This is a genomic window from Ruegeria sp. YTSC003 (assembly GCF_059609785.1).
This window is the reverse complement of the sequence record NZ_JBXWMK010000004.1, coordinates 162,370-184,341: the sequence shown is the minus strand read 5'-3', so window position 1 is coordinate 184,341 and position 21,972 is coordinate 162,370. Positions and strand designations below refer to the sequence as shown.

Genomic DNA, 21,972 nt, shown 5'->3' with positions numbered 1-21,972 from the left:
GTTTGCCACATGACAAAGATCACCTTTATCGGGGCAGGTTCCACGATATTCATGCAGAATATCGTGGGCGACGCCCTGTTGACCCCCGCATTGGCCGACAGCCACTTTGCTCTGATGGACATCGATACAATGCGTCTTGCAGAAAGCGAGGCCGTCACAAAGGCGATGATCCGCTCTGTCGGAACCGGGGCGACCGTTTCCACCCATACCGACCGGCGCGCCGCGCTGGAGGGTGCCGATTTCGTCATCACCGCTTTTCAGATCGGCGGCTATAAGCCCTGCACGGTCACGGATTTCGAGATTCCCAAACAATACGGTCTACGCCAGACCATCGCCGACACGCTTGGCGTCGGAGGCATTATGCGCGGTCTGCGCACGGTTCCTGTGTTATGGGATGTCGCACAAGACATGATGCAGCTCTGCCCAAACGCGACGCAGCTTCAATATGTAAATCCGATGGCAATCAACACATGGGCTCTGGCTGAGCGTTTTCCGACGCTGAAGCATGTCGGCTTGTGCCATTCGGTCCAGAATACGGTCGAGGAACTGGCGCACGATCTGGACCTGCCCAAGGACGAATTCCGCTACAAAGTGGCAGGCGTGAACCACGTCGCTTTTTTCTTGAGGCTGGAGCATGACGGGCGCGATCTCTACCCTGCATTGCGGCAAGGGTATGCCAGCGGACAAATACCAAAACCACCACTGTTGATGCCACGTTGCGCCAACAAAGTGCGGTACGAAGTGATGGATCATCTGGGCTACTTTTGCACGGAAAGTTCCGAACACCTGGCGGAATACGTCCCGTGGTTCATCAAAGACGGCCGACGGGACCTGATTGAGCAGTTCAGTATCCCTCTAGATGAATACCCAACCCGCTGCGAAGAACAGATCGCCAGTTGGAAAGAACAGGCAAAGACCCTGACTGACGGGCGTGATATTGAAGTGATCCGAAGCCATGAGTTCGCCGCTGACCTGATGAATGCGATCGTGACTGATACGCCCTACGTGGCGTATGGGAACCTGCCCAATACTGGACAGATCCCTCAACTCCCCCTTGGCGCGGCTGTCGAAACACCTTGCCTTGTCGACACTAACGGTGTCCAACCTTCGGTCGTCACCGACATTCCACCGCAGCTGATCGCGTTAATGCGCAGCCAGATCAACGTGCAGGAACTGACTGTACGGGCATTGGTTGAGCAGAACCCCGAACACATTTATCACGCCGCCATGATGGACCCACATACGGCCGCTGAACTGGACCTGCGTCAGATCCGCAGTTTGGTTAGTGACCTGTTGGTGGCACATGCCGATTGGTTGCCAGACTGGTGCAAACCCGCCAAGGCGGCCTGATCCCAATTTAAGAAGGCTGAAAATAATGACAAAAAAACGCCGATCTCAGCATTGGTATGGCAAGCTTGACAAGGATGGCTTTATCCACAGATCGTGGATGAAGAACCAAGGCTTTCCTGATCACGCCTTCGATGGTCGTCCGATCATTGGCATCTGCAACACGTGGTCGGAACTCACACCCTGCAACTCGGGCCTGCGTGATCTGGCCGAAGGTGTCAAACGCGGCGTGTGGGAGGCTGGAGGGTTTCCGGTCGAATTTCCCGTCATGTCGCTGGGCGAGACCCAAATGAAGCCCACCGCCATGCTGTTCCGCAACCTGCTGGCAATGGATGTCGAGGAATCTATTCGCGCCTATGGCATCGACGGCGTAGTCCTGTTGGGTGGTTGCGATAAGACCACGCCGGGGCAGCTGATGGGGGCCGCTTCGGTAGATCTGCCCTCTATCGTGGTCAGCTCTGGCCCGATGTTGAATGGGAAGTACCAGGGAAAAGACATTGGTTCGGGCACGGATGTTTGGAAATTCTCAGAAGCTGTGCGCGCTGGTGAGATGACACTGAAGGACTTCATGAATGCCGAGTCCGGCATGTCACGCAGCGCCGGGGTCTGCATGACCATGGGCACGGCCTCGACCATGGCATCGTTGGTCGAAGCAATGGGCATGTCCCTCCCAACCAACGCCGCCCTACCAGCAGTTGATGCCCGCCGGATGGCGCTGGCGCATCTGACAGGCAAACGGATTGTGGAGATGGTGGACGAAGATTTAAAACCGTCGGACATCCTGACCAAGGAAGCGTTCGAAAATGCCATTCTGGCCAATGCAGCCGTTGGCGGCTCGACCAATGCAGTGGTGCATTTACTCGCGCTGGCGGGCCGCGTGGGGGTAGACCTGGCGCTGAAAGACTTTGAAATCGGGTCGGAAATCCCGCTGCTGGTGAACTGCATGCCCTCAGGGAAATACCTGATGGAGGATTTCTGCTACGCAGGCGGTGTGCCCGTGGTTCTGAACGAGTTGAAACCCTTCCTGCGCCCTGCAAAAACCGTTCTGAACAAAGATATCTCGGCGCATTTTGAGGGGGCAGAATGCTTTAACCCCAACGTCATCCGCCCCTTCGACAATCCGGTGAAACCCGCCGCGGGATTGCGCGTGCTGCGCGGAAACCTCGCGCCCAACGGGGCCATTGTGAAACCTTCGGCCGCGACGGATACGCTGCTGGAAACCGAAGCTGAGGCCTACGTTTTCGAGAACATCGAGGATTTGAAAGCCAATATCGACCGGGATGATCTGCCAGTGACGTCCGAAACCATTCTGGTCCTGAAGGGTTGCGGCCCAAAGGGCTATCCCGGCATGCCCGAAGTCGGGAACATGCCAATCCCCGGAAAATTGATCAAAGAAGGCGTGCGCGACATGATCCGTATCTCGGATGCGCGCATGTCAGGCACTGCATATGGCACCGTGATCCTGCATTTAAGCCCCGAGGCGCAAGCCGGAGGCACCTTGGCCCTTGTCAAAACCGGCGATCGTATCCGCGTGTCCGCCAGCAAGGGCGAATTAGAGCTGCTGGTCGATGAAAAGGAACTGGAAACCCGCCGTGCCACGTGGCAACCGGACGATCCGCACTACACGCGCGGTTACGCGAAACTCTATATCGACCACGTGCTACAGGCCGATAAAGGCGCGGACCTTGATTTTCTCGTTGGCAAAGACACGCGCCTTGTAACCAGAGAGAGCCACTGATGGACAATCCAGCCACATTCCACGACCTCAACGGCGCCTCGGTCTATATTACCGGCGGCGGCTCTGGTGTAGGGGCCGCACTGACAGACGGTTTTTTGGCCCAGGGCGCAAACGTTGCCTTTATCGGCCGCTCGGACGCCAGCGCATTCATTGAGGAAATGCGAGACAAACATGGCCGCGCGCCGCTGTTCATGCAGGGCGACATGACGGATACCGAATTGCTGCACGCCACAATGCAAAAGGCTGCCGAGGCACATGGACCTTTGGATGTGTTGGTCAACAACGCCGCTAACGACAAGCGTCACTCGCTTGAGGAAACCACCGCCGAGTTCTGGGACTGGATGATTGAGGTGAACCTCAAGGCCTACTACTTCGCTTGTCAGGAGGCTGCGCGCCAAATGACTGGCAAAGGGGGTTCAATCGTCAACTTCAGCTCGATCAGCTACATGATGGGGAATGCGGGGTACCCTATCTATACGACGTCGAATGCCGGTATCACGGGGATGACGCGATCATTGGCGCGCGAGTTGGGGCCGAAAAAAATCCGTATCAATGCGCTGGCTCCCGGATGGGTTTTGACGCAAAAGCAACTTGATATGTGGGCGACGCCGGATGACTTGGCAGCGCATTTGGAGCGCCAGTGCCTGAAAGAACACCTGACGCCCGAAGACATGATCGCACCGACATTGTTCCTGGCCTCGGATGCCAGCCGCGCGATGACCGGACAGTGCATGGCCGTCGATGGCGGCGTTGTGGTAACGGGGTAAGGCCATGAATGCAGAGTGGATAGCCGTCGACTGGGGAACATCCCAACTGCGGGCCTGGGCTATGCAGTCCGACACCGTACTGGCGCAAAGGCAGTCTGACCGCGGCATGGCGCGTCTGAGTAGAGATGACTTCCAATCTGTCTTGCTGGACCTTATCGAAGATTGGTTGGGCGCTGAACCTGTCGATGTTGTGGCTTGCGGCATGGTCGGTGCGCGGCAAGGCTGGGTCGAAGCCCCCTACTCGGCCGTCCCGTCAGCGCCACTGCCTGATGCGCCTATACGGGTACCCGGTACCGATGCCCGGATACGCGCATTCGTGGTGCCTGGGCTGAAGCAGAACGCACCGCCGGATGTGATGCGCGGCGAGGAAACTCAAATTTCTGGCTTTCTGGCAACCCGCCCGAACTGGGACGGGGTTATCTGCCTGCCCGGGACGCATTCAAAATGGGTTCAGATCAGCGCAGGAGAAGTCGTGAGCTTTCGAACGTTCATGACAGGTGAGATGTTTGAGCTTCTCTCCGAGCAATCAGTGCTCAAGCATTCGGTCGGTGACGGCTGGGACGCCGATGCCTTTGCAGAAGCTACGGCAGACACGTTGTCAAAACCCGAACAATTGGCTGCACGTCTGTTTGGACTGCGGGCGGCGGATTTGTTGCACGATCAGGACAAGGGGACAGCCCGGGCAAAATTATCCGGGCTCTTGATCGGGGCTGAACTGGGCGCAACACGCCCCTATTGGTTGGGGCAGCAGCTGGCAATCATCGGCGCTGAAGGGATTTCCCAAATCTATGCGGGCGCGTTGCAACTGCAGGGTGCTTTCGTGGACACCGCTAGCGCAACCCAATGCACATTGGCAGGCCTGTCGCAGGCCCGTAAACTAACGAGGCAAACCGCATGAACCGCCCCATCATCGCCATATTGCGTGGCTTGCAACCGGCAGAAGCCGTCGATGTGGGTCATGCCCTGATCGAAGCCGGTATCGACAAGATCGAGGTTCCGTTGAATTCGCCTGACCCGCTGAACAGCATTGATTCGTTGGCCAGCTCATTCGGCGATCAAGCTCTGATCGGCGCTGGCACGGTTCTGACCCCCGAACAGGTCGAAGCCGTTGCGCAAGTTGGCGGTAAGCTGATCGTTTCCCCGAATTATGACGCCGAGGTCATTGTGCGTTCTGTCGCACTAAACATGCAAAGCTGGCCGGGCGTCTATACCCCGACCGAGGCGTTTGCGGCACTTAAGGCTGGCGCGACGGGATTGAAACTGTTCCCGGGTGTCACTGCCGGGCCAAGTGGATTGGCCGCACTGCGACCTGTATTGCCATCGGGGACTTTGGTCTATGCCGTTGGTGGCGCTGGACCTGAGAACTTCGCCGAATGGATCAAGGCTGGGGCAGACGGGTTTGGCATCGGATCGGCCCTGTTCAAACCGGGGATGTCCGTCGCGGAAATTGCCGGTCAGGCCAAGCGGATCGTCGCTGCCTATGACGAGGCAGCTGGATGAGCTTTGTTTTTGACGACCGTCCATGTGAGTTAGGCGAAGGGCCCCTGTGGCATCCTGAACGCAAGCAACTGTTCTGGTTCGACATCATCAACAAACGTCTGATGACGCAGACAGCGGGCGAGCAACACAGCTGGCAGTTTTCGGAACATGTCTCAGCGGCAGGTTGGGTGGACCGGGATACAATAGTGATGGCATCGGAAACCGGTCTGTGGCGGTTTGGTTTGGACAGCGGTCAAAAAGACCTGATCGTCTCGCTTGAGGCGAACAACCCGGACACCCGCTCCAATGACGGGCGCGCAGACCCGTGGGGCGGGTTCTGGATCGGGACGATGGGAAAGAACGCTGAAAAGCAGGCTGGCGCGATCTATCGGTACTGGCAGGGTGAGCTGCGCCTGCTTGTGCCCGAGGTCACAATCTCGAACGCGATCTGTTTTGCCCCAGACAGGTCCTGCGTCTATTACACCGATACAGTCACACAACAGGTCAGGCGCTGCTCGCTGGAGGCTGAGATGGGCTGGCCCGAAGGCAATAGCACGGTGTTTCTCGACTTGCGCGCTGATGGCCTTTACCCCGATGGTGCTGTGGTCGACGCAGAAGGCAATATCTGGATCGCCCAATGGGGGGCAAACCGTGTCGCCTGCTACGAACCGAACGGACGGTTTCGGCATGCGGTCTCGTTTCAGGCCGCACATACATCTTGTCCCGCCTTTGGCGGCGACGATCTGACGACGCTGTTTTGCACCACTGCCCGTCAGGGGTTGGACGCAGACACTGTTGAAGCACAACCAACCAATGGCATGACCTTTGGCGCATTGGACGCGGGCACAGGCCAAGCAGAACACAGAGTCCTTCTATGAAACCAGAACTTGGTGTTTGCTATTACCCGGAACATTGGCCCGAGGCCATGTGGGCCGAAGACGCGGCTCGAATGGTCGAAACTGGCATAAGCTGGGTCCGGATCGGTGAGTTTGCCTGGAGCAGAATGGAGCCAGTTCCCGGTGAGCTGCAGTTGGATTGGCTGGACCGTGCAATCGACACGCTGGGGGCGGCTGGGCTCAAGGTTGTGCTGGGGACGCCCACTGCGACACCTCCGCGTTGGATGCTTGAGAAATATCCCGACATGCTGGCGGTGGATGCGCAAGGAAACCCCCGCAAATTCGGCTCACGCAGGCATTATTGTTTTAGCCATCCGGGTTATGTCCAGGAATCCGTCCGCATCGCCCGGATCATGGGCGAGCGCTACGGGCAAAACCCGCATGTTGCGGCCTGGCAGATCGACAATGAATATGGTTGTCACGATACGACCGTCAGTTACGGCCCCGCCGCTCTGCATGCCTTTCGGCTTTGGCTAAAGGATCGATACGGCAGCATTGACGCGCTAAACGAGGCATGGGGCAACATATTCTGGGCGATGGAGTATCGCGATTTCGACCAGATTGATCTGCCCAATCTGACAGTGACCGAACCCAACCCGGCGCATGTTCTGGCGTTCCGGCGTTTCAGTTCGGATCAGGTCGTTGCGTATAACAAAGCCCAGGCAGATGTACTGCACGCCTTGACCGATGCGCCTTTGTTGCACAATTATATGGGCCGAGTGCTGGATTTCGACCATTTCAAGGTTGGCGAAGATCTGGATATCGCCACATGGGACAGCTACCCAATCGGCTTCCTCTCCGACCGGCTAGAGGCGGATGAAGCGCACAAAACCGCCTTTCTTCAGCAGGGCGACCCGGACATGCAGGCATTTCACCATGACCTGTATCGCGCGGTCGGCCGAGGCCGTTGGTGGGTGATGGAGCAGCAACCCGGCCCGGTGAATTGGGCACCATACAATCCGGCACCACTACCTGGAATGGTTAAGCTTTGGTCGCTTGAGGCAGTGGCGCACGGGGCAGAGGTCGTCAGCTATTTCCGCTGGCGGCAGGCCCCGTTTGCACAAGAGCAAATGCATGCGGGGTTGCTGACACCCAACAACCGCCCTGCCCCGGCCCTGACCGAGGCAAAGCAGACTTCGGACGCGTTGTCAGAAATAGGCAACGTTGTGCAAACACAGGCCCAGGTGGCCATCCTGTTCGACTACGCCTCGGATTGGGCTTGGTCGACACAGCCTCAGGGGGCGGGATTTGACTATTTCCGTCTGGTTTTCTCGGCGTATCGCGCCTTGCGGCGGGCTGGCTTGTCTGTGGACTTCGTGTCCTCAACCAACATTCCGCGTGTTGGCTACAAGTTCATCCTTGCTCCGGGGATAGCCACCGTGAGCGACAATTTGGAGCGACAATTGGCGGAGGTCAGTGATCTGCTCATCCTGGGTCCACGCAGCGGGGCGATCACACATGATTTCCAGATTCCTCGGGCACGACCCGGTCTGAACGGTCTGAAATGCGACGTCGATTTGGTCGAGACACTGCCGCCTAACATCCGCCGTGGCGTTGAAGGCGGCGGCGCGGCGCAACATTGGATCGACAGGGTTTCGGGTACTGCCCCCAATTTGCTGACATTTGCAGACGGCACCCCTGCGCTTTTGGGTGAAAATCGTCTTTGGTATCTGGCAGGTTTCCCGGATGACACATTATGGGACCGGGTTGTTGAAATGGCCGCGCGCAAAACCGACGTTGCCCTTCATCCGATGCCCAAGGGGTTGCGCCGTCGCGAGACGGCCACGCATGTTTTCCTAATCAACTACAACGCGCAACCGGTCGCATGGAACGGTGACGTCGTTGACGCCTGTGACGTAGCACTCACGCAGAAAGATGCGCCCGAAGAGGAATAACCTCTCCGGGCGCTGGTTTTGGATTTCGCTCCGAAACCTACTGGTCAGTCTGCAGACTGTTGGGGTCGAACGCGCCCCCGAAACCACCGTTGTTTGAAGGTGGAGTTTCAGTATCCGAACTCTCCTCTTCCGCGTCGCCACCCAGAGCATTCGGCGCGAAGACGTTGCCAAAACCACTGTTGTTGGACGGTTTCGGTGTGGATTGCTGCGCACCACCTTGTTCGGCTTCTTCGGCCTCACGCTTTTTGCGCTGTTCTTCGCGCTGCTTGCGCAGCTCTTGAATACGCTGTTCGGCTTCTAGGCGTTTCTGCTCTTTCACATTGGCGATGCATTGGCCGGGGTTGTAGGCCGTTGCGGTGCCAACGACAGTGATCGTCGCAACCGCAAACACAACCAGCAAGACAGCCGCCATGTTGCCAGCAAAGAAGCTGGGCAGCTTAATCTTGCCGGCCAGCTCCTCAACTGTGGCGCTCTTGCGGGCTGCGGCCACCAGTTCCTGACGCTTGAGCTTGGCTTCGTTCAACAAGGCAAAGAACACTGTCAGTGCCACGATGATGAAGGCCAGAGCCGAAATGGCAGGCGTAATGCCGTAGCGCACCTTTTGCGCCAGTTCGATCGTCAGCGTCGGGTATTCACCAAAGGTGAAAGTGGTGGTGTTGTAGTTCTCGAACGAAGCGAGGAACGCCAGCACTGCAGCCGAGGCAATCGCAGGACGCATGAAGGGCAACAGGATCTTGCGGAAAGCCTGAGCATGCGTTGCACCAAGGTCCAGTGCCGCTTCGGTCAATGCCACATCGTAACGCTGCAGGCGCGCCACAAGAACCAACATGCAATAGCTTGCAATGAAGGTAGATTGGCCGATTACCGTCAGGAAGATACCGTTGGACAGGAAGCTATCTGCACCCAGTCCCAGCATCCGGTTGATCCGATCCCAGAACACCAAAGTCGAGATGCCCAGAACAACACCCGGGATCAGGATCGGAGCGATGATGATCGTATAGTAGGTCGCCCGTAACTTAGGCCAGATCTGGGTCAGCATCAGCGCACCGGCCAGACCCATCGCCACCGACAGAACAACCGTTCCGGCGCCAATGATCAGCGAGTTCTTGATGCCGTTCAGGATACGCTGATCCTGAAACAGCTCGCCGAACCACTGGAAGGTCAGACACTCCCACGGCGTCATCCGTGGGAAAGCCGACGAGTTGAAGGCCGTGACCGACATGATTACCAGCGGGCCCAACAGGTACAGGAAGAAGATGATCAGATAGACCCAGATGCTTACACGAAGGAAGGAATTATTCATTTCCCGATATCCCCCATGTTCACCTTGAACAGGCGCATCATCGCCAGCACGAACAGGATACAGGTCACCAGAAGAACGATGGCGTAGGCAGCACCTTGCGGCCAGTCATTGTTGTCATTGAATTGCTGGTAAATCAGCTGCGTGAACCACAGACTTGACGGTCCGCCCAGGATTTGCGGCGCGGCCAGCGCACCGGCGCTTAGCATGAACACCATGGTACAGCCCGAGCTGATGCCCGGCTTGGCGTAAGGAATGACCACACGCCAGTGAATTCGCCACCATGGCGCACCAAGATCACGCGCGGCCTCGATCTGGTTTTTGTCCAGACTTTCGATCACGTTGTACATCGGGAAGATCATCAGCAGGATGTAGGCATAGCCAAGACCCGCATAGAGCGCGATGTCATTGCGAATAAAGTCAAACGGCGTATCCCAGATGCCCAGCCCCACGAACAGGGTATTCAAAACACCGGTCTCACCAAAGATAATCCGCAGGGCAAAGGCGCGCAAAATCTCGTTGATCCAATATGGGATGATCAGCATGATCGCGAAGATGCGAATGTGGCTGCCTTTGGACTGACCCAGGTAGTAAGCGATCGGGTAACAGAGGATCAGGTTGAAGACCGTCACACAGACTGCGGCCAGCAGTGTGCGAAAAAAGACCCTCAGGTCGACTGCATTATAGGACTGACTGCCGCCTTCGGGGCCATAGATCAGGTATTTGTAGTTCTCCAGCGTATAAACGTCCTTAGGCCCGCCAATCTCGGGCGGTGGCAGGTTCGGACGGAAGGAGAAATCCAGCATCGACAGCTGGGGCAGAATGATCAGGCCAATGGTCCAGAACAGGACAAGACCCAATATTGCGGCGCCCATGCCGATGCCGTTTCGGTTGAAGAATTCTTTCAGGAAGCCTGGCATAGAAGGCCCCCTTATTCTGCGGCCAAATCACCCGCCGGAACCAGAACCGCATTGCGAGTCTCATATTCCAACGTGATGTTTTGGCCTGTGTGGTCATCGAAGGATTGGCCGAGATTTGGCAAGGACACCTTGATCTCTTTACCGCCGTCACCTTCGGTGAAGATGTTGAAGACGTTACCTTCGAATTCTTCGTGGTTCACCCGCGCGGTGACAAAGTGATCTCCTGATGCGCCATCGGCAGCGATCGCAAAAGCTTCGGGGCGAATGAACATCATGGCGTCATCGCCCACTTTCAGCTTTCCTTGGTTGGCGGTCGAGATACGTGCAACCAATTCACCAGACCGGTTTGTTGAAATCAGCGCTTCGTTCCCCATTATCTGTTTAATTTTGCCGCGGAACACGTTGTTTTCACCTACGAAAGAGGCGGCGAATGCAGTGTTGGGATCATTATAGATGGTCTTGCCATCGGCGATTTGATCGATGACACCAGCCCGCATGACCGCGATATTGTCTGACATGGTCAAGGCTTCGCCCTGGTCGTGGGTGATATAGATGAAGGTGATGCCGACGCGCTTTTGAATCTCACGCAGCTCGGTGCGCATATGCTGGCGCAGTTTGAGGTCCAGCGCGGACAACGGCTCATCCAGCAGCAGTACATCCGGTTCCGCACATAGCGCGCGGGCGATGGCAACCCGTTGTCGCTGACCGCCGGACAGTTCACTTGGCAGCTTGTCACCTTGATCGGGCAGCGCGATCATGTCCAGCAGCTCATCGGCACGCTTTCGGCGCTCTTTTGCGCTTGCGCCACTGATCTCCAATGAGAAGGTGATATTTTCCCACACTTTCATCAGCGGGAACAACGCGAGGTTCTGAAAAATCAGGGCGGTCGGGCGTTTGTTCGGGCCGATGCCCCGCATATCCTTGCCGCCGATCAGAACTTTGCCTTCGCTTGGTTCAAGAAAGCCCGAAACTGCCCGCAGGATCGTTGTTTTGCCGCACCCCGAGGGACCGAGAAACGAAAAGAAATCGCCCCCGTTGATGTTCACGTTTGCATCCCTCACGGCAACAAAATCACCGAAACGGATCCACAGGTTCTCAAGATCTACACCGACCCCTGCACTCATTTTTGGTATCTCCGTCAGGTACAGTCCATGACCGCACCGAAATAGCGTCCGTCACGCCTTTGTGGCATGCGGGTTGATAGCCCTCCGCACAGTGGCGGAGGGCACCTTGTCAAAGCAATCAGGCGCTTTTGAACTTGTTGACGAACTCGGTCCGAGTTTCGGCATACCACGGAGCCTCAGCAGGCCATGGGTTCAGGTTTGCCAGCGAGTCGCCCGGATAGGCCTCAGCGAAGTTCTTCTTGTAGGTGTCGCCCGCATATTGGTCGGCACCCAGAACTGGCGAGTTGTAGCCGTGGCTATCGATGGCGACACCTGCAGGCTTGGCCTGATAGGCGAAATCAATGAAGGCATAAACCTGATCGATGTTCTGCGCACCGGTCGGCATCGACATACCGTCGACCCATGCCATCGCACCTTCGACCGGAGCCTGATAGTGCACCGGCTCACCCGCTGATTTCAGCGCCAGCGGCGGACCATCCCAGGTCTGGCCGACAATAACGCCTTCGTTCAACAGGCCGTTTTTCTGGGTGTCGGCATCGTTCCAGATCAGCTTGATCCGGTTCTTCCGCTCGACGCACCAGTCAGTGATTTGGCCCCAGACCTTGCGCATGGTGTCTTCGTCGCCGTACGCGGCCCAGACAGAGCCAGGCTCCATCTCGCCAGAGGCTTCCATATACAGTCCCGCGCCCAGCATCATCGAGTGTGCGCGACCCATGGTCTTGCCTGCGTTTGCTTCGGACCAGACGTCCCCATAGGACGGGGCGTCGCCCTCGGGCAGCCACAGGTCGGTGCGGTAGGCAATGCCTTCGGTACCCCAGATATGCGGCAGCCAGTGCACGCCGCTGTCAGCAAAGTTCCAGGCGTCGGTGCCGATCTGCGCCATCGCAGGGTTCACCAGATCAATCGGAACCTTGTTCATGTCGAAGGGCTGCAACAGTTCCAGCGGCCCCCACTGAAGCGAGCGGTTGTTCGTCGGCGACACGATGTCAAAGCCTTGGCCCTTGGTGGCCTTCATCTTGTTGATGATTTCTTCGTTCGACCCGATACCGGTATAGTTCACCTTGATTCCGGTCAGAGTTTCAAACTCTTGCAGGAATGCGGGCGGCAGATAGTCCGACCACATCAGAATGTTGATTTCACCCGAAGATGCCAGAGCGCTTTTGCTGTAAAGCGGCGCAGCAAGGGCAGCCGCACCCGCGCCTTTCAGAATCGAGCGTCTGGAAAGGGTTTTCCGTTCAGCCATATTATGGTTCTCCCGTTATTGGACTGTGTTGTTTTGTTATTATGATTGCCACGCTAGAACTTTGCGGGGGCATTGTCAGGCCAAAAGTGACGGATTGGCAATTTCGTATATCCAGATTGCGATTTAATCTAGCAAATATGGTTAGTTACCCCCTGGGATCGCAGTCACATTTTGAGACCGGAGCAGCTTATTTTGGCAATGTTTCGTAAGAAATTGACACGGCTGCCCGTCAAGCTCGGGACTAGGCTTTGCGCCGCAATTCAAAAGGGGAAAAGAAGTATTTGCCATGCCCGACCGAAAGAACTCACGTCAAAAACAGTCATAAACTGCATGCATTTGGAAACGCACACAGACCTCGGGACTTACCACTGCGGGGCACAGACAACGTTCCAAACTGTGCAGTAAGCGGCATTCGCGTACTGTGCCGCACCTTTCGATCATCATGCGCCGCTCGCGGTCACTTCCTCATGGACAGGCCCTGGTGAAACAAGTGAACCTTGCCCGGATCTGCCGAAACGGCAACGGTTTGGCCCCGCATGTTTTTTTGGACCCCCGGCAGTTTTGCGATTGTGGGGTCCTCCCCGTCCTTGGCGGCAAAATACAACAGCGTGACCTCGCCAAGTGCTTCGGTAAAGTCCACAATCCCTTCCATAATCGGATTGCTTTCAACGGGGTGAAAGTCTTCGGGACGCACTCCGATATTTACCTGTTTACCCTCGTCAGCTGCGTCGGTTGGGATGCTGGTCACCGCGGTCCCACCACCATCCAGTTTTACGACGGTGCGCTCACCAGTCTGCGTGATGACCCCCGGCAAAAGGTTCATTGCAGGTGAGCCAATAAATTGCGCGACAAACTCATTGTCAGGCGTTTCGTATAGTTCGAGAGGGGTGCCAACCTGTGCGATCCCCTTGTTGGCCAGGACGACAATTCGTGTGGCCAATGTCATCGCCTCGACCTGATCGTGGGTGACATAGACCATCGTGCTGTCGGGCATTGCCTCTTTCAGACGCGCGATTTCAATGCGGGTCGCGACGCGCAGCGCTGCGTCAAGATTGGAAAGCGGTTCATCGAACAGATAGACCTTTGGATCGCGCACGATCGCCCGACCGATTGCAACCCGTTGCCGCTGGCCACCAGAAAGGGCCTTTGGAAGCCGATCCAGAAACGGTTCCAGCTGAAGGATACGGGCGGCGCGATCAACCGCCGCGTCGACCTCGTCCGATGGCATTTTGGCGATCTTCAATGCGAAAGCCATATTTTCGCGTACCGTCATGTGCGGATACAGGGCATAGCTTTGGAAAACCATCGCAATGCCCCGCTGCGCTGGCGGCACGTCGTTCATCACCTGGCCTTCGATCTCAAGCGTTCCGCCAGTGATCTTTTCTAGCCCCGCAATCATACGCAGCAACGTGGATTTACCGCAACCCGAAGGCCCGACAAATACAATCAATTCACCGCGTTCGATGTCGAGGTTAATGTTCTTTAAGACATCAACATTGCCATACGTTTTGGCAACATCCGTGAGATTGAGTTCAGACATAACTTACCCCTGTACCCGAGCCATCAAACAGAATTGGGCCGCACCGAGGGTGATGGTCCCCGCCCCTCCGACACCGCCCAACTCTTGCCCGATTGCTTGCCAGTTATCGTCGGGCAGTGTGATTTCCGCGCTGTCAGATCCCAAATTGAACGCGCAGAATATCTGTTGGGCATTGTCCTCACGCAAGAAGGTCAGGATCGGTCCAGACTGCGCCATCTCGCGCTGCTGGCCAGACATCAATGCGGAATGCGCGTGGCGCAACGCGATGGCACGGCGATAGTGGTGCAACGTCGAATTTGGCTCTTGCTCTAACCGGTCAACCGCACGCTCGGCCTGCGTTTGGCTGACGGGCAACCAGGGGGCTCCAGTACTGAACCCGGACTGTTCGTCCTGCGCAGCCCAAACCATCGGAGTGCGGCAACCATCACGGCCCTTGAACTCCGGCCAGAATTCTATGCCGTAAGGGTCCTGCAGATGTTCAAATGGAACATCCGCCTCGGGCAGGCCAAGTTCTTCGCCTTGGTACAAGCATGCTGACCCACGCAGGCACATCATCAGCACTGCATGTTGACGGATGGCTGCGTCGTCCAGCCCCCACCGCGACGCGTGACGCTGAACATCATGGTTTGAGAACGCCCAGCAAGGCCATGCATCGCCAGCCTTTTCTTCCAACTGATCAAACACCTGTTTGGCGTATGCGGCGGTCAAAGCGCGTTTTTCAAGAAACTCAAAAGCATAACACATATGCATGCGCTTATCGCCACTGGTATACTCACCCATGATCTCAAGACCGCGCTGCGCGTCGCCAACCTCGCCCAAACAAGCACGGCCTTCGTATTCGTCCGTTAGTGCGCGCAACCGCTCGAGGAAGGCGATGTTTTCCGGCTGGCTTTTGGAATGAAGGTGATCCTGATGGTTATAGGGGTTCACCATGGGCGCGATCGAGGCATTGCGCTGATCCATCGGCAGGCCAGGGTTGTCGCGCAGTTGTTTGTCGTGGAAATAGAAGTTGATCGTGTCCAGACGGAAACCATCCACGCCCAAGTCCAGCCAGAACCGCGCCACATCCAGCAATGCATCCTGCACGTCCGAGCAATGGAAGTTCAGATCCGGCTGCGACGTCAGGAAATTGTGCAGATAGTACTGCAAGCGCCGGGAATCCCACTGCCATGCGGACCCACCAAAAATTGACAGCCAGTTGTTTGGCGGAGTGCCGTCGGGCTTGGGATCAGCCCAAACATACCAGTCGGACTTGGCATTTTCGCGACTGGACCGGCTTTCCTTAAACCATGGGTGCTGATCCGACGTGTGCGACAGCACGAGGTCAATCATCACCTTCAGCCCAACTGAATGCGCCTGATCCAAGAGTTCCTTAAAGTCCTCCATGGTTCCGAACATCGGATCAACATCACGATAGTCGCTGACGTCGTAACCGAAGTCCTTCATCGGTGATTTGAAGAAGGGCGAGATCCAGATTGCGTCGACGCCAAGCGAAGCGATGTAACCAAGCCTTTGGGTGATACCCTTGAGATCTCCAATTCCATCGCCGTTGCTGTCCTGAAAACTGCGTGGATAGATCTGGTATATCACTCCGCCCCGCCACCATTCGGCGGCTGCTTTGGTTGCTGTTTCGAGTTTCACGGTGTTCTGCACGTTCATCAGACGCCTCTACTTAACGGACCCGGCCAACAGACCGCGGACCAGATATTTTTGCATTGCGAAGAAAACAATCAGCGGGACGATGATCGAAACAAAGGCCGCTGTGGCAAGGATTTCCCAATTCCCGCCGCGCGTGCCTAAAAGCTCGACGATGCGGTTGGTCATGACGGTGGTCTGTCCGGATGCGTCGATCAGGAACACCTTAGCTACCAGCAAGTCATTCCACGTCCAGAGAAACTGGAAGATCGCAAAAGACGCCAGCGCTGGAAAGCTGAGCGGCAAGATCAACTTGGTAAAGATCTGAAACTCGGTCGCGCCATCGACCCGCGCGTTTTCGATCAGATCGCGGGGCAGACCCGCCATGTAGTTACGCAAAAGATAAATCGCCAGCGGCAACCCGAACCCGGTGTGTGCCATCCAAACCCCCAAATACCCTTTGCCAATCCCAATATTCAGGTGGAATTTCAGCAACGGGATCAGGGCCAGTTGCAGCGGGACAACCAACAGACCAACGACAGCCGCAATAAGCAACGCGCGCCCGGGGAAATCCATCCAGGCCAGCGCGTAGGCTGCAAAAGCCGCCACGAGAATCGGAATGATCGTTGCCGGTATCGTCACGGTCAACGTGTTGAAAAATGCGCGTCCCATACTGTCGGTGCTGTCTTCTGCCAGAAGAACCTTGTGATAATTGTCTAATGTAAACTCAGGCGGCAATTCTGCAGTTACAAAAACACGCGATCCGCGGCTGCCGGTGAACTCGTCCGGGTTCTCCATGCGGTAATTCCCTGCAGCATCTACGGTAATTGTGCCGCCCTTTCGCAGCACAGCTGTTTCGCCGGGGGCAAAGGCATCGATCGCGCGAGAGCTGATCCCCCATTTTGAGATTGTCGCCTTCGTCCCTTCGTCAAACAGATTGCCTTCGATCACGTACAGCCCGTTTTCGAGTACCTGGGTATCCGGGGCCGCGCTGCGAAGGGTCAGGTTTTGTTCGGACGGGAACAGCGACCGCCACCAACCACTGGTTGCGATCTGGTCCGCCGTGCGGAAAGATGAAATCAGCAAGCCAAGCGTGGGTACCACCCACAGCACCACCAGAAAGAGAACCGAGGCATGGACGACCCAGCGAAGGGCGGGTTTGGTTCCTGCAATATCGCTCATTGCCCTACTCCATCTCTTTCCGTGCGTTGCGCACATTCCAGACGAGAATCGGAGCCACCAGGAGCATAATAACCATGGCCGAAGCGGACCCGACGCCCCAGTCATTCGCTCGGAACAGCTTGTCGTACATGTAGTTGGCAAGAACCTGCGTCTCCCATTGGCCGTTGGTCATGGCGAAGACGATGTCAAAGACCTTGAGGACAGTAATGGTGATCGTGGTCCAGACGACAAGGATAGTAGTTTTGATCTGCGGCACTTTGATCCGAAAAAAGATCTGGATCGGATTGGCGCCATCCAAAATTGCGGCTTCAATCGTTTCTTCGGGGATACCACGCAAGGCGGCCGACAGGATGACCATTGCAAAACCAGTCTGAATCCAGATCAGGACAACCATCAGCAAAAAGCTGTTCCAGAACGGTATCGTAAGCCACGTCTGCGGCTCGGTCCCGCCAAAGAAAATATACAGCGCATTCAGCATTCCGATCTGATCTTGTTCGGCCGGACGTGTGTCATAGACCAGCTTCCAGATAACCGATGCCCCAACAAACGAGATCGCCATAGGCATAAAGATCAGCGACTTGGCCAGATTCCCCCAACGAATGCGGTCAGTCAGCTGTGCCACCAACAGGCCAAAGGCCGTCGACATTGCAGGCACAATGATCAACCAGAACATGTTGTTGCGCATTGCTTCCCAAAACTTGGGCTCCTTGGCCATCTGGATATAGTTGTCCAGCCCGACCCATTTGTAGCCGCCGCCTGGGACGCGGTCCGTCAGTGACAGGCGCAGGGTTTCGACAACCGGATAGGCCAGATACAAGCCCAAAGCAGCCAGCGCTGGGAATAGAAACAACCAAGGCCGGATCATGTTCGCGCGGTTGATATTGCGGCCAGCATTCGGCCCCCGAGGCGGGAAAAGAACTCTGTCCAGAAACTGATTGGATAGATAGAAATAGCCCACGCAACCTGACACGCCGATGGCGATGGTCAGCAGGCCTTGAAATGCCGGGTGCATGCCGCTCTCCCTTGCGACGATAGGTTCGGGCAACCCGGCAGAGCGGGTTGCCCAATCTCAGACGCTTTAGTCCAGCGCGTCCCACGAGGACTGGATTTCGTCGGCGACGTCCTGGGCAGGTGTTCCGCCCGTATAGTCGACCATTCCAGTCCAGAAGGTGCCTGCACCCACGCCGCCCGGCATCAGGTCGGAACCGTCAAACCGGAAGGTGGTGGCCCCCAGAAGAATGTCATTCATCTTCTTCAGCGTAGGGTCTGAGAAGACCGAAGTATCGACGCCTTTGTGCGGCGTCAGGAACCCGGTCAGAGCCATCCAGGCTTCGTGCGCCTCGGGTGTTTCCAGGTATTTCATCAGCGCATGCGCGCCCGGGCCGTCATTGGTGATCGCCCAAACTGTGCCGGCCCCAAGGACCGGGCTGCCAAGATCCTTGCCTTCATAGGCCGGGAAGTAGAAGAAATCGGCATCTTCGCCCACAACCGTGCCTTCAGGGAAGAAAGCGGGAATGAATGAAGCCTGACGGTGCATGTAGCACTGCGGAGGTGAGCTGAACATTCCCTTCGGGCTGTCACGGAAGTCAGTCGTTGCAACCGCACCTGCTCCACCGGCCACGTAATCATCGTTGCGCGCAAACGCTCCGAATTCTTCAATCGCGGCAACAACCTTAGGATCGTTAAACTTTAATTCGTTGGCGACCCAGGCGTCATAATCTTCGGGCGGCAACGTGCGCAGCATCATGTCTTCAACCCAGTCAGTCGCTGGCCAACCGGTCGCTCCGCCGGACCCCAGCCCGATGCACCATGGCGTTTCGCCATCTGCAACGATCTGATCGGTCAGCGCCTTCAGCTCTTCCATTGTGGTCGGGATTTCATAGCCGGCGTCTTCGAAGTTCTCCGGCACAAACCAAACCAGCGATTTCACGTCGACCTTGTAGAAAAACCCATACAGATGGTCCTGCCCGTCCGGGCCCTGATAGGTTCCCAGATCCACCCAGGATTGGCCGGCCGCATAGTTGTCGCGAATCCAATCCGCAGTTCCTTCACTCAGGGGCGTCAGGAATCCCGCCTTGGCCATATCTGATGCCAGACCGGGTTGGGGAAACACTGCTACGTTGGGCGCCGATCCGGCTTCGGCATCAATTCTGATCTGCTGCTCAAAGCTGTCCGAGCCCACATAGCTGTACTCATGCCCAGTCGCTGCGGCAAAGCCGTCCAAAACCTTTTCGACATTTTCCTGATCAGGCCCCAGCCACGGGCCGAACACGGTGACCTTGTCGGCATGCGCCGCGCCCGCCATCAGGGCGAACGTGGCCGCGCCTGCGTAAAGCGAGTGTTTCATGAAGTTTCCTCCCAACTTTGCTCGCGCTTTTGAGACTCTTTTTCAAAGCGCTTTGGATGACGCACTTTATCCGCTAACATTCAAATTTTGTCAATAATCTGTTTACTGATGCCCATATTATTAATATTCAGGGCAGTGTCAGCAAGATGTGACAGTCGGGCGGGAAGCGCCTGCAATTTTGCAAATGATCAAATTTGAAGGCGCTTTGAGGCGAAGATGAATCTAAAGCAGCTCTCAGAAATCCTTGGTTTATCTCAAACCACTGTCAGCCGCGCGCTGAATGGCTACCCCGAGGTGAACGAGGACACGCGCCTGCGCGTCCAAGCCGCCGCTGCCAAGCATGGCTACCGGCCGAACAGCCGGGCCAAGGGATTGGCAACAGGCCGCTCGATGGTGATTGGGCACGTGATTCCCTCCTCATCCCAGCATGAAATGGTAAACCCGATTTTTGGTGATTTTGTCGCCGGTGCTGCACGCAAGTATTCGGATCATGGATATGACATGATGTTCACCAACGCCGATGACACCTCGATCGAGGAAGCCTATCGCAGTCTTTTTCAACGCGGCGCGGTTGATGGAATTGTTTTGCAAGGCCCCAAAGTCAACGAGCACCGGATCGAGGTCCTGACCAGAATGGGCGTGCCCTTTATTGTTCATGGCAGGTCAACCGGGGTGGACGTGCCTTATGACTGGATCGACGTGAACAACAAAAGTTCGTTCCTGCGCGCCACCCGGTTTCTGATCGACCTTGGGCATCGTCGCATTGCCCTGATCAACGGGCTTGAGGATATGGATTTCGCTCAACGTCGCCGCGACGGATATCTTGAGGCCCTGCATGAGGCAGGTCTGTCCCCCGACCCGGAATTGATGCGCAGCGCCGAGATGACCGAGGTTTATGGCCACCATGAATCCCGCGATATGCTTCGCCTGGATGACCCACCTACGGCCATCCTGACCGCATCCATGATTTCCGCGATCGGTGTGCGCCGTGCTCTCAACGAGGCGGGGTTGAAGATGGGCAAGGACGTATCAGTCATCGCCCATGACGACGATCTTTCTTATCTGAAAAACGGTCAGGATGTGCCAATTTTCACGGCCACACGGTCATCCGTGCGTCGAGCCGGAGAAATAGCCGCTGAAATGCTGATCGAACGCATCAAATCTCCGGAAGACCCGGTAAAAACTAGATTGCTGGAGGCCGAACTGGTAGTTGGCGGCTCGACCGGCCCCGCTCCCAACAGGTTCTGAAAAATGAAATACACTCGTTCGGACTTCCCCAAAGACTTTCTCTTTGGTGTCGCAACCTCTGCCTATCAAATCGAAGGCCACGCACAGGGCGGTGCGGGGAAAACACATTGGGATAGTTTTGCCGCTTCACCCGGAAACGTTGTGCGAAACGAGAATGGAGATCTGGCCTGTGACCACCTGAACCGTTTTCCACAGGATTTCGATCTGGTGCGGGACGCGGGTTTTGATTGCTACCGGTTCTCGACAAGCTGGGCGCGCGTTTTGCCTGAAGGGCGTGGCCCGGTAAATCAGGCAGGTCTGGATTTTTACGACCGGCTCGCCGACGCGCTGCTGGAACGCGGCATTCGCCCCTGTGCGACCCTGTATCATTGGGAATTGCCCTCTCCGCTTGCAGATCTGGGCGGCTGGCGCAACCGGGATATCGCAAATTGGTTCGCCGATTTCACCGAGGTCATCATGGGCCGCATTGGCGACCGTATGTACAGTGTTGCGCCGATCAATGAGCCGTGGTGCGTCAGCTGGCTGAGCCATTTTGAAGGGCATCACGCGCCCGGAATGCGCGACATCCGCGCCACGGCTCGCGCGATGCACCATGTTCTGCTGGCTCATGGCCGCGCCATCGAAGCGATGCGTGGTCTGGGCATGTCAAACCTGGGCGCTGTGTTCAATCTGGAATGGGCCGAACCTGCCGATGACAGCCCCGCTGCACGCAAGGCGGCCGACCTTTATGACGGGATTTACAACCGGTTTTTCCTAGGTGGTGTGTTCAAAAAAGCCTATCCGCAAAATGTTCTGGACGGGTTGGAACCTCATCTTCCATCCGGCTGGCAAGACGACTTTGACACCATTGGTGCACCCGTCGATTGGTGCGGTCTGAACTACTATACCCGCAAACTGATCGCGCCTGCCGATACCGCATGGCCAAGCCTGGAAGAAGTACCCGGCCCGCTGCCCAAAACCCAGATGGGGTGGGAGATTGAACCCGATGCCCTGACGCGCTTTCTGACCCGTACGGTGCGCGATTATACCGGCGACTTGCCAATTTATGTCACCGAAAACGGCATGGCGAGCCCGAAACGCCAGCAAGATGACGACCGTATTGACTACCTCAACAAACACCTTGGTGCCGTTCAAAACGCGCTGGACGACGGCGTTCCAGTCAGGGGCTATTTCATCTGGTCCTTGTTGGATAACTACGAGTGGTCCTTTGGCTATGAAAAGCGGTTCGGGTTGGTTGATGTAGATTTCAATACGCTCGAGCGGACGCCAAAAGCCTCGTACAACGCGCTGAAATCGGCCTTGTCCGGTGGG

Annotated in this window: 17 protein-coding genes and 1 pseudogene; 9 read left to right on the top strand and 9 right to left on the bottom strand. The window is 56.5% G+C overall.

Annotated features, from left to right (window positions below; translation table 11 throughout):
• Positions 1–9 precede the first annotated feature (9 nt).
• From AC2FFH_RS10105 to AC2FFH_RS10075, 7 genes are read left to right on the top strand one after another with little or no spacing between them, the layout of a single operon-like run.
• A complete protein-coding gene (locus AC2FFH_RS10105; RefSeq protein ID WP_496844339.1) occupies positions 10–1,350 on the top strand; it encodes an alpha-glucosidase/alpha-galactosidase in 1,341 nt (446 codons plus the stop codon).
• A gap of 25 nt (positions 1,351–1,375) precedes the next feature.
• A complete protein-coding gene (locus AC2FFH_RS10100; RefSeq protein WP_496844338.1) occupies positions 1,376–3,085 on the top strand; it encodes an IlvD/Edd family dehydratase in 1,710 nt (569 codons plus the stop codon).
• The gene (locus AC2FFH_RS10095; RefSeq protein ID WP_496766372.1) at positions 3,085–3,852 is read left to right on the top strand and encodes an SDR family NAD(P)-dependent oxidoreductase; all 768 of its coding nucleotides are present in this window, start codon (positions 3,085–3,087) and stop codon (positions 3,850–3,852) included. Before AC2FFH_RS10100 ends, AC2FFH_RS10095 begins: the two co-directional genes overlap by 1 nt.
• A 4-nt stretch (positions 3,853–3,856) precedes the next feature.
• The gene (locus AC2FFH_RS10090) at positions 3,857–4,750 is read left to right on the top strand and encodes a 2-dehydro-3-deoxygalactonokinase (protein ID WP_496766370.1); all 894 of its coding nucleotides are present in this window, start codon (positions 3,857–3,859) and stop codon (positions 4,748–4,750) included.
• Positions 4,747–5,352, top strand: a complete 606-nt coding sequence (locus AC2FFH_RS10085) for a 2-dehydro-3-deoxy-6-phosphogalactonate aldolase (protein ID WP_496844337.1) — start codon at positions 4,747–4,749, stop codon at positions 5,350–5,352. The genes AC2FFH_RS10090 and AC2FFH_RS10085 overlap by 4 nt, the downstream gene beginning before the upstream one ends.
• A complete protein-coding gene (locus AC2FFH_RS10080; protein ID WP_496766366.1) occupies positions 5,349–6,209 on the top strand; it encodes an SMP-30/gluconolactonase/LRE family protein in 861 nt (286 codons plus the stop codon). The genes AC2FFH_RS10085 and AC2FFH_RS10080 overlap by 4 nt, the downstream gene beginning before the upstream one ends.
• Positions 6,206–8,122, top strand: coding sequence for a beta-galactosidase (locus AC2FFH_RS10075; RefSeq protein WP_496766364.1), 1,917 nt, complete (start codon positions 6,206–6,208; stop codon positions 8,120–8,122). Before AC2FFH_RS10080 ends, AC2FFH_RS10075 begins: the two co-directional genes overlap by 4 nt.
• 37 nt (positions 8,123–8,159) lie before the next feature.
• Here the strand turns inward: AC2FFH_RS10075 and AC2FFH_RS10070 are convergent, their stop codons facing one another.
• The 9 genes from AC2FFH_RS10070 to AC2FFH_RS10030 form a co-directional block, all read right to left on the bottom strand.
• Positions 8,160–9,425, bottom strand: coding sequence for an ABC transporter permease (locus AC2FFH_RS10070; protein ID WP_496766362.1), 1,266 nt, complete (start codon positions 9,423–9,425; stop codon positions 8,160–8,162).
• Positions 9,422–10,342, bottom strand: coding sequence for an ABC transporter permease (locus tag AC2FFH_RS10065; protein WP_496766359.1), 921 nt, complete (start codon positions 10,340–10,342; stop codon positions 9,422–9,424). Before AC2FFH_RS10065 ends, AC2FFH_RS10070 begins: the two co-directional genes overlap by 4 nt.
• Before the next feature lie 11 nt (positions 10,343–10,353).
• Positions 10,354–11,466, bottom strand: a complete 1,113-nt coding sequence (locus AC2FFH_RS10060) for an ABC transporter ATP-binding protein (protein WP_496844335.1) — start codon at positions 11,464–11,466, stop codon at positions 10,354–10,356.
• Positions 11,467–11,584: 118 nt separating this feature from the next.
• A complete protein-coding gene (locus AC2FFH_RS10055) occupies positions 11,585–12,709 on the bottom strand; it encodes an extracellular solute-binding protein (protein WP_496766357.1) in 1,125 nt (374 codons plus the stop codon).
• 457 nt (positions 12,710–13,166) lie between these two features.
• A complete protein-coding gene (locus AC2FFH_RS10050; RefSeq protein WP_496844334.1) occupies positions 13,167–14,249 on the bottom strand; it encodes an ABC transporter ATP-binding protein in 1,083 nt (360 codons plus the stop codon).
• 3 nt (positions 14,250–14,252) lie between these two features.
• Complete coding sequence (locus AC2FFH_RS10045) at positions 14,253–15,908, bottom strand: alpha-amylase family glycosyl hydrolase (protein WP_496766353.1); 1,656 nt, start codon at positions 15,906–15,908, stop codon at positions 14,253–14,255.
• A gap of 9 nt (positions 15,909–15,917) precedes the next feature.
• On the bottom strand, positions 15,918–17,066 hold the full coding sequence (locus AC2FFH_RS10040; protein ID WP_496778319.1) for a carbohydrate ABC transporter permease: 1,149 nt from the start codon (positions 17,064–17,066) through the stop codon (positions 15,918–15,920).
• Positions 17,067–17,070: 4 nt separating this feature from the next.
• Entirely contained in the window at positions 17,071–18,078 is a 1,008-nt protein-coding gene (locus tag AC2FFH_RS10035) for a carbohydrate ABC transporter permease (RefSeq protein ID WP_496844331.1), read from the bottom strand.
• Between the two features lie 66 nt (positions 18,079–18,144).
• Complete coding sequence (locus tag AC2FFH_RS10030; RefSeq protein WP_496766349.1) at positions 18,145–19,413, bottom strand: ABC transporter substrate-binding protein; 1,269 nt, start codon at positions 19,411–19,413, stop codon at positions 18,145–18,147.
• 216 nt (positions 19,414–19,629) lie between these two features.
• Between AC2FFH_RS10030 and AC2FFH_RS10025 the strand changes: the two genes are divergently transcribed.
• A complete protein-coding gene (locus AC2FFH_RS10025; protein WP_496724758.1) occupies positions 19,630–20,661 on the top strand; it encodes a LacI family DNA-binding transcriptional regulator in 1,032 nt (343 codons plus the stop codon).
• Positions 20,662–20,664: 3 nt separating this feature from the next.
• Positions 20,665–21,969 (top strand): annotated as a pseudogene (locus AC2FFH_RS10020) (GH1 family beta-glucosidase); the annotation flags it as partial.
• Between the last annotated feature and the right edge of the window lie 3 nt (positions 21,970–21,972).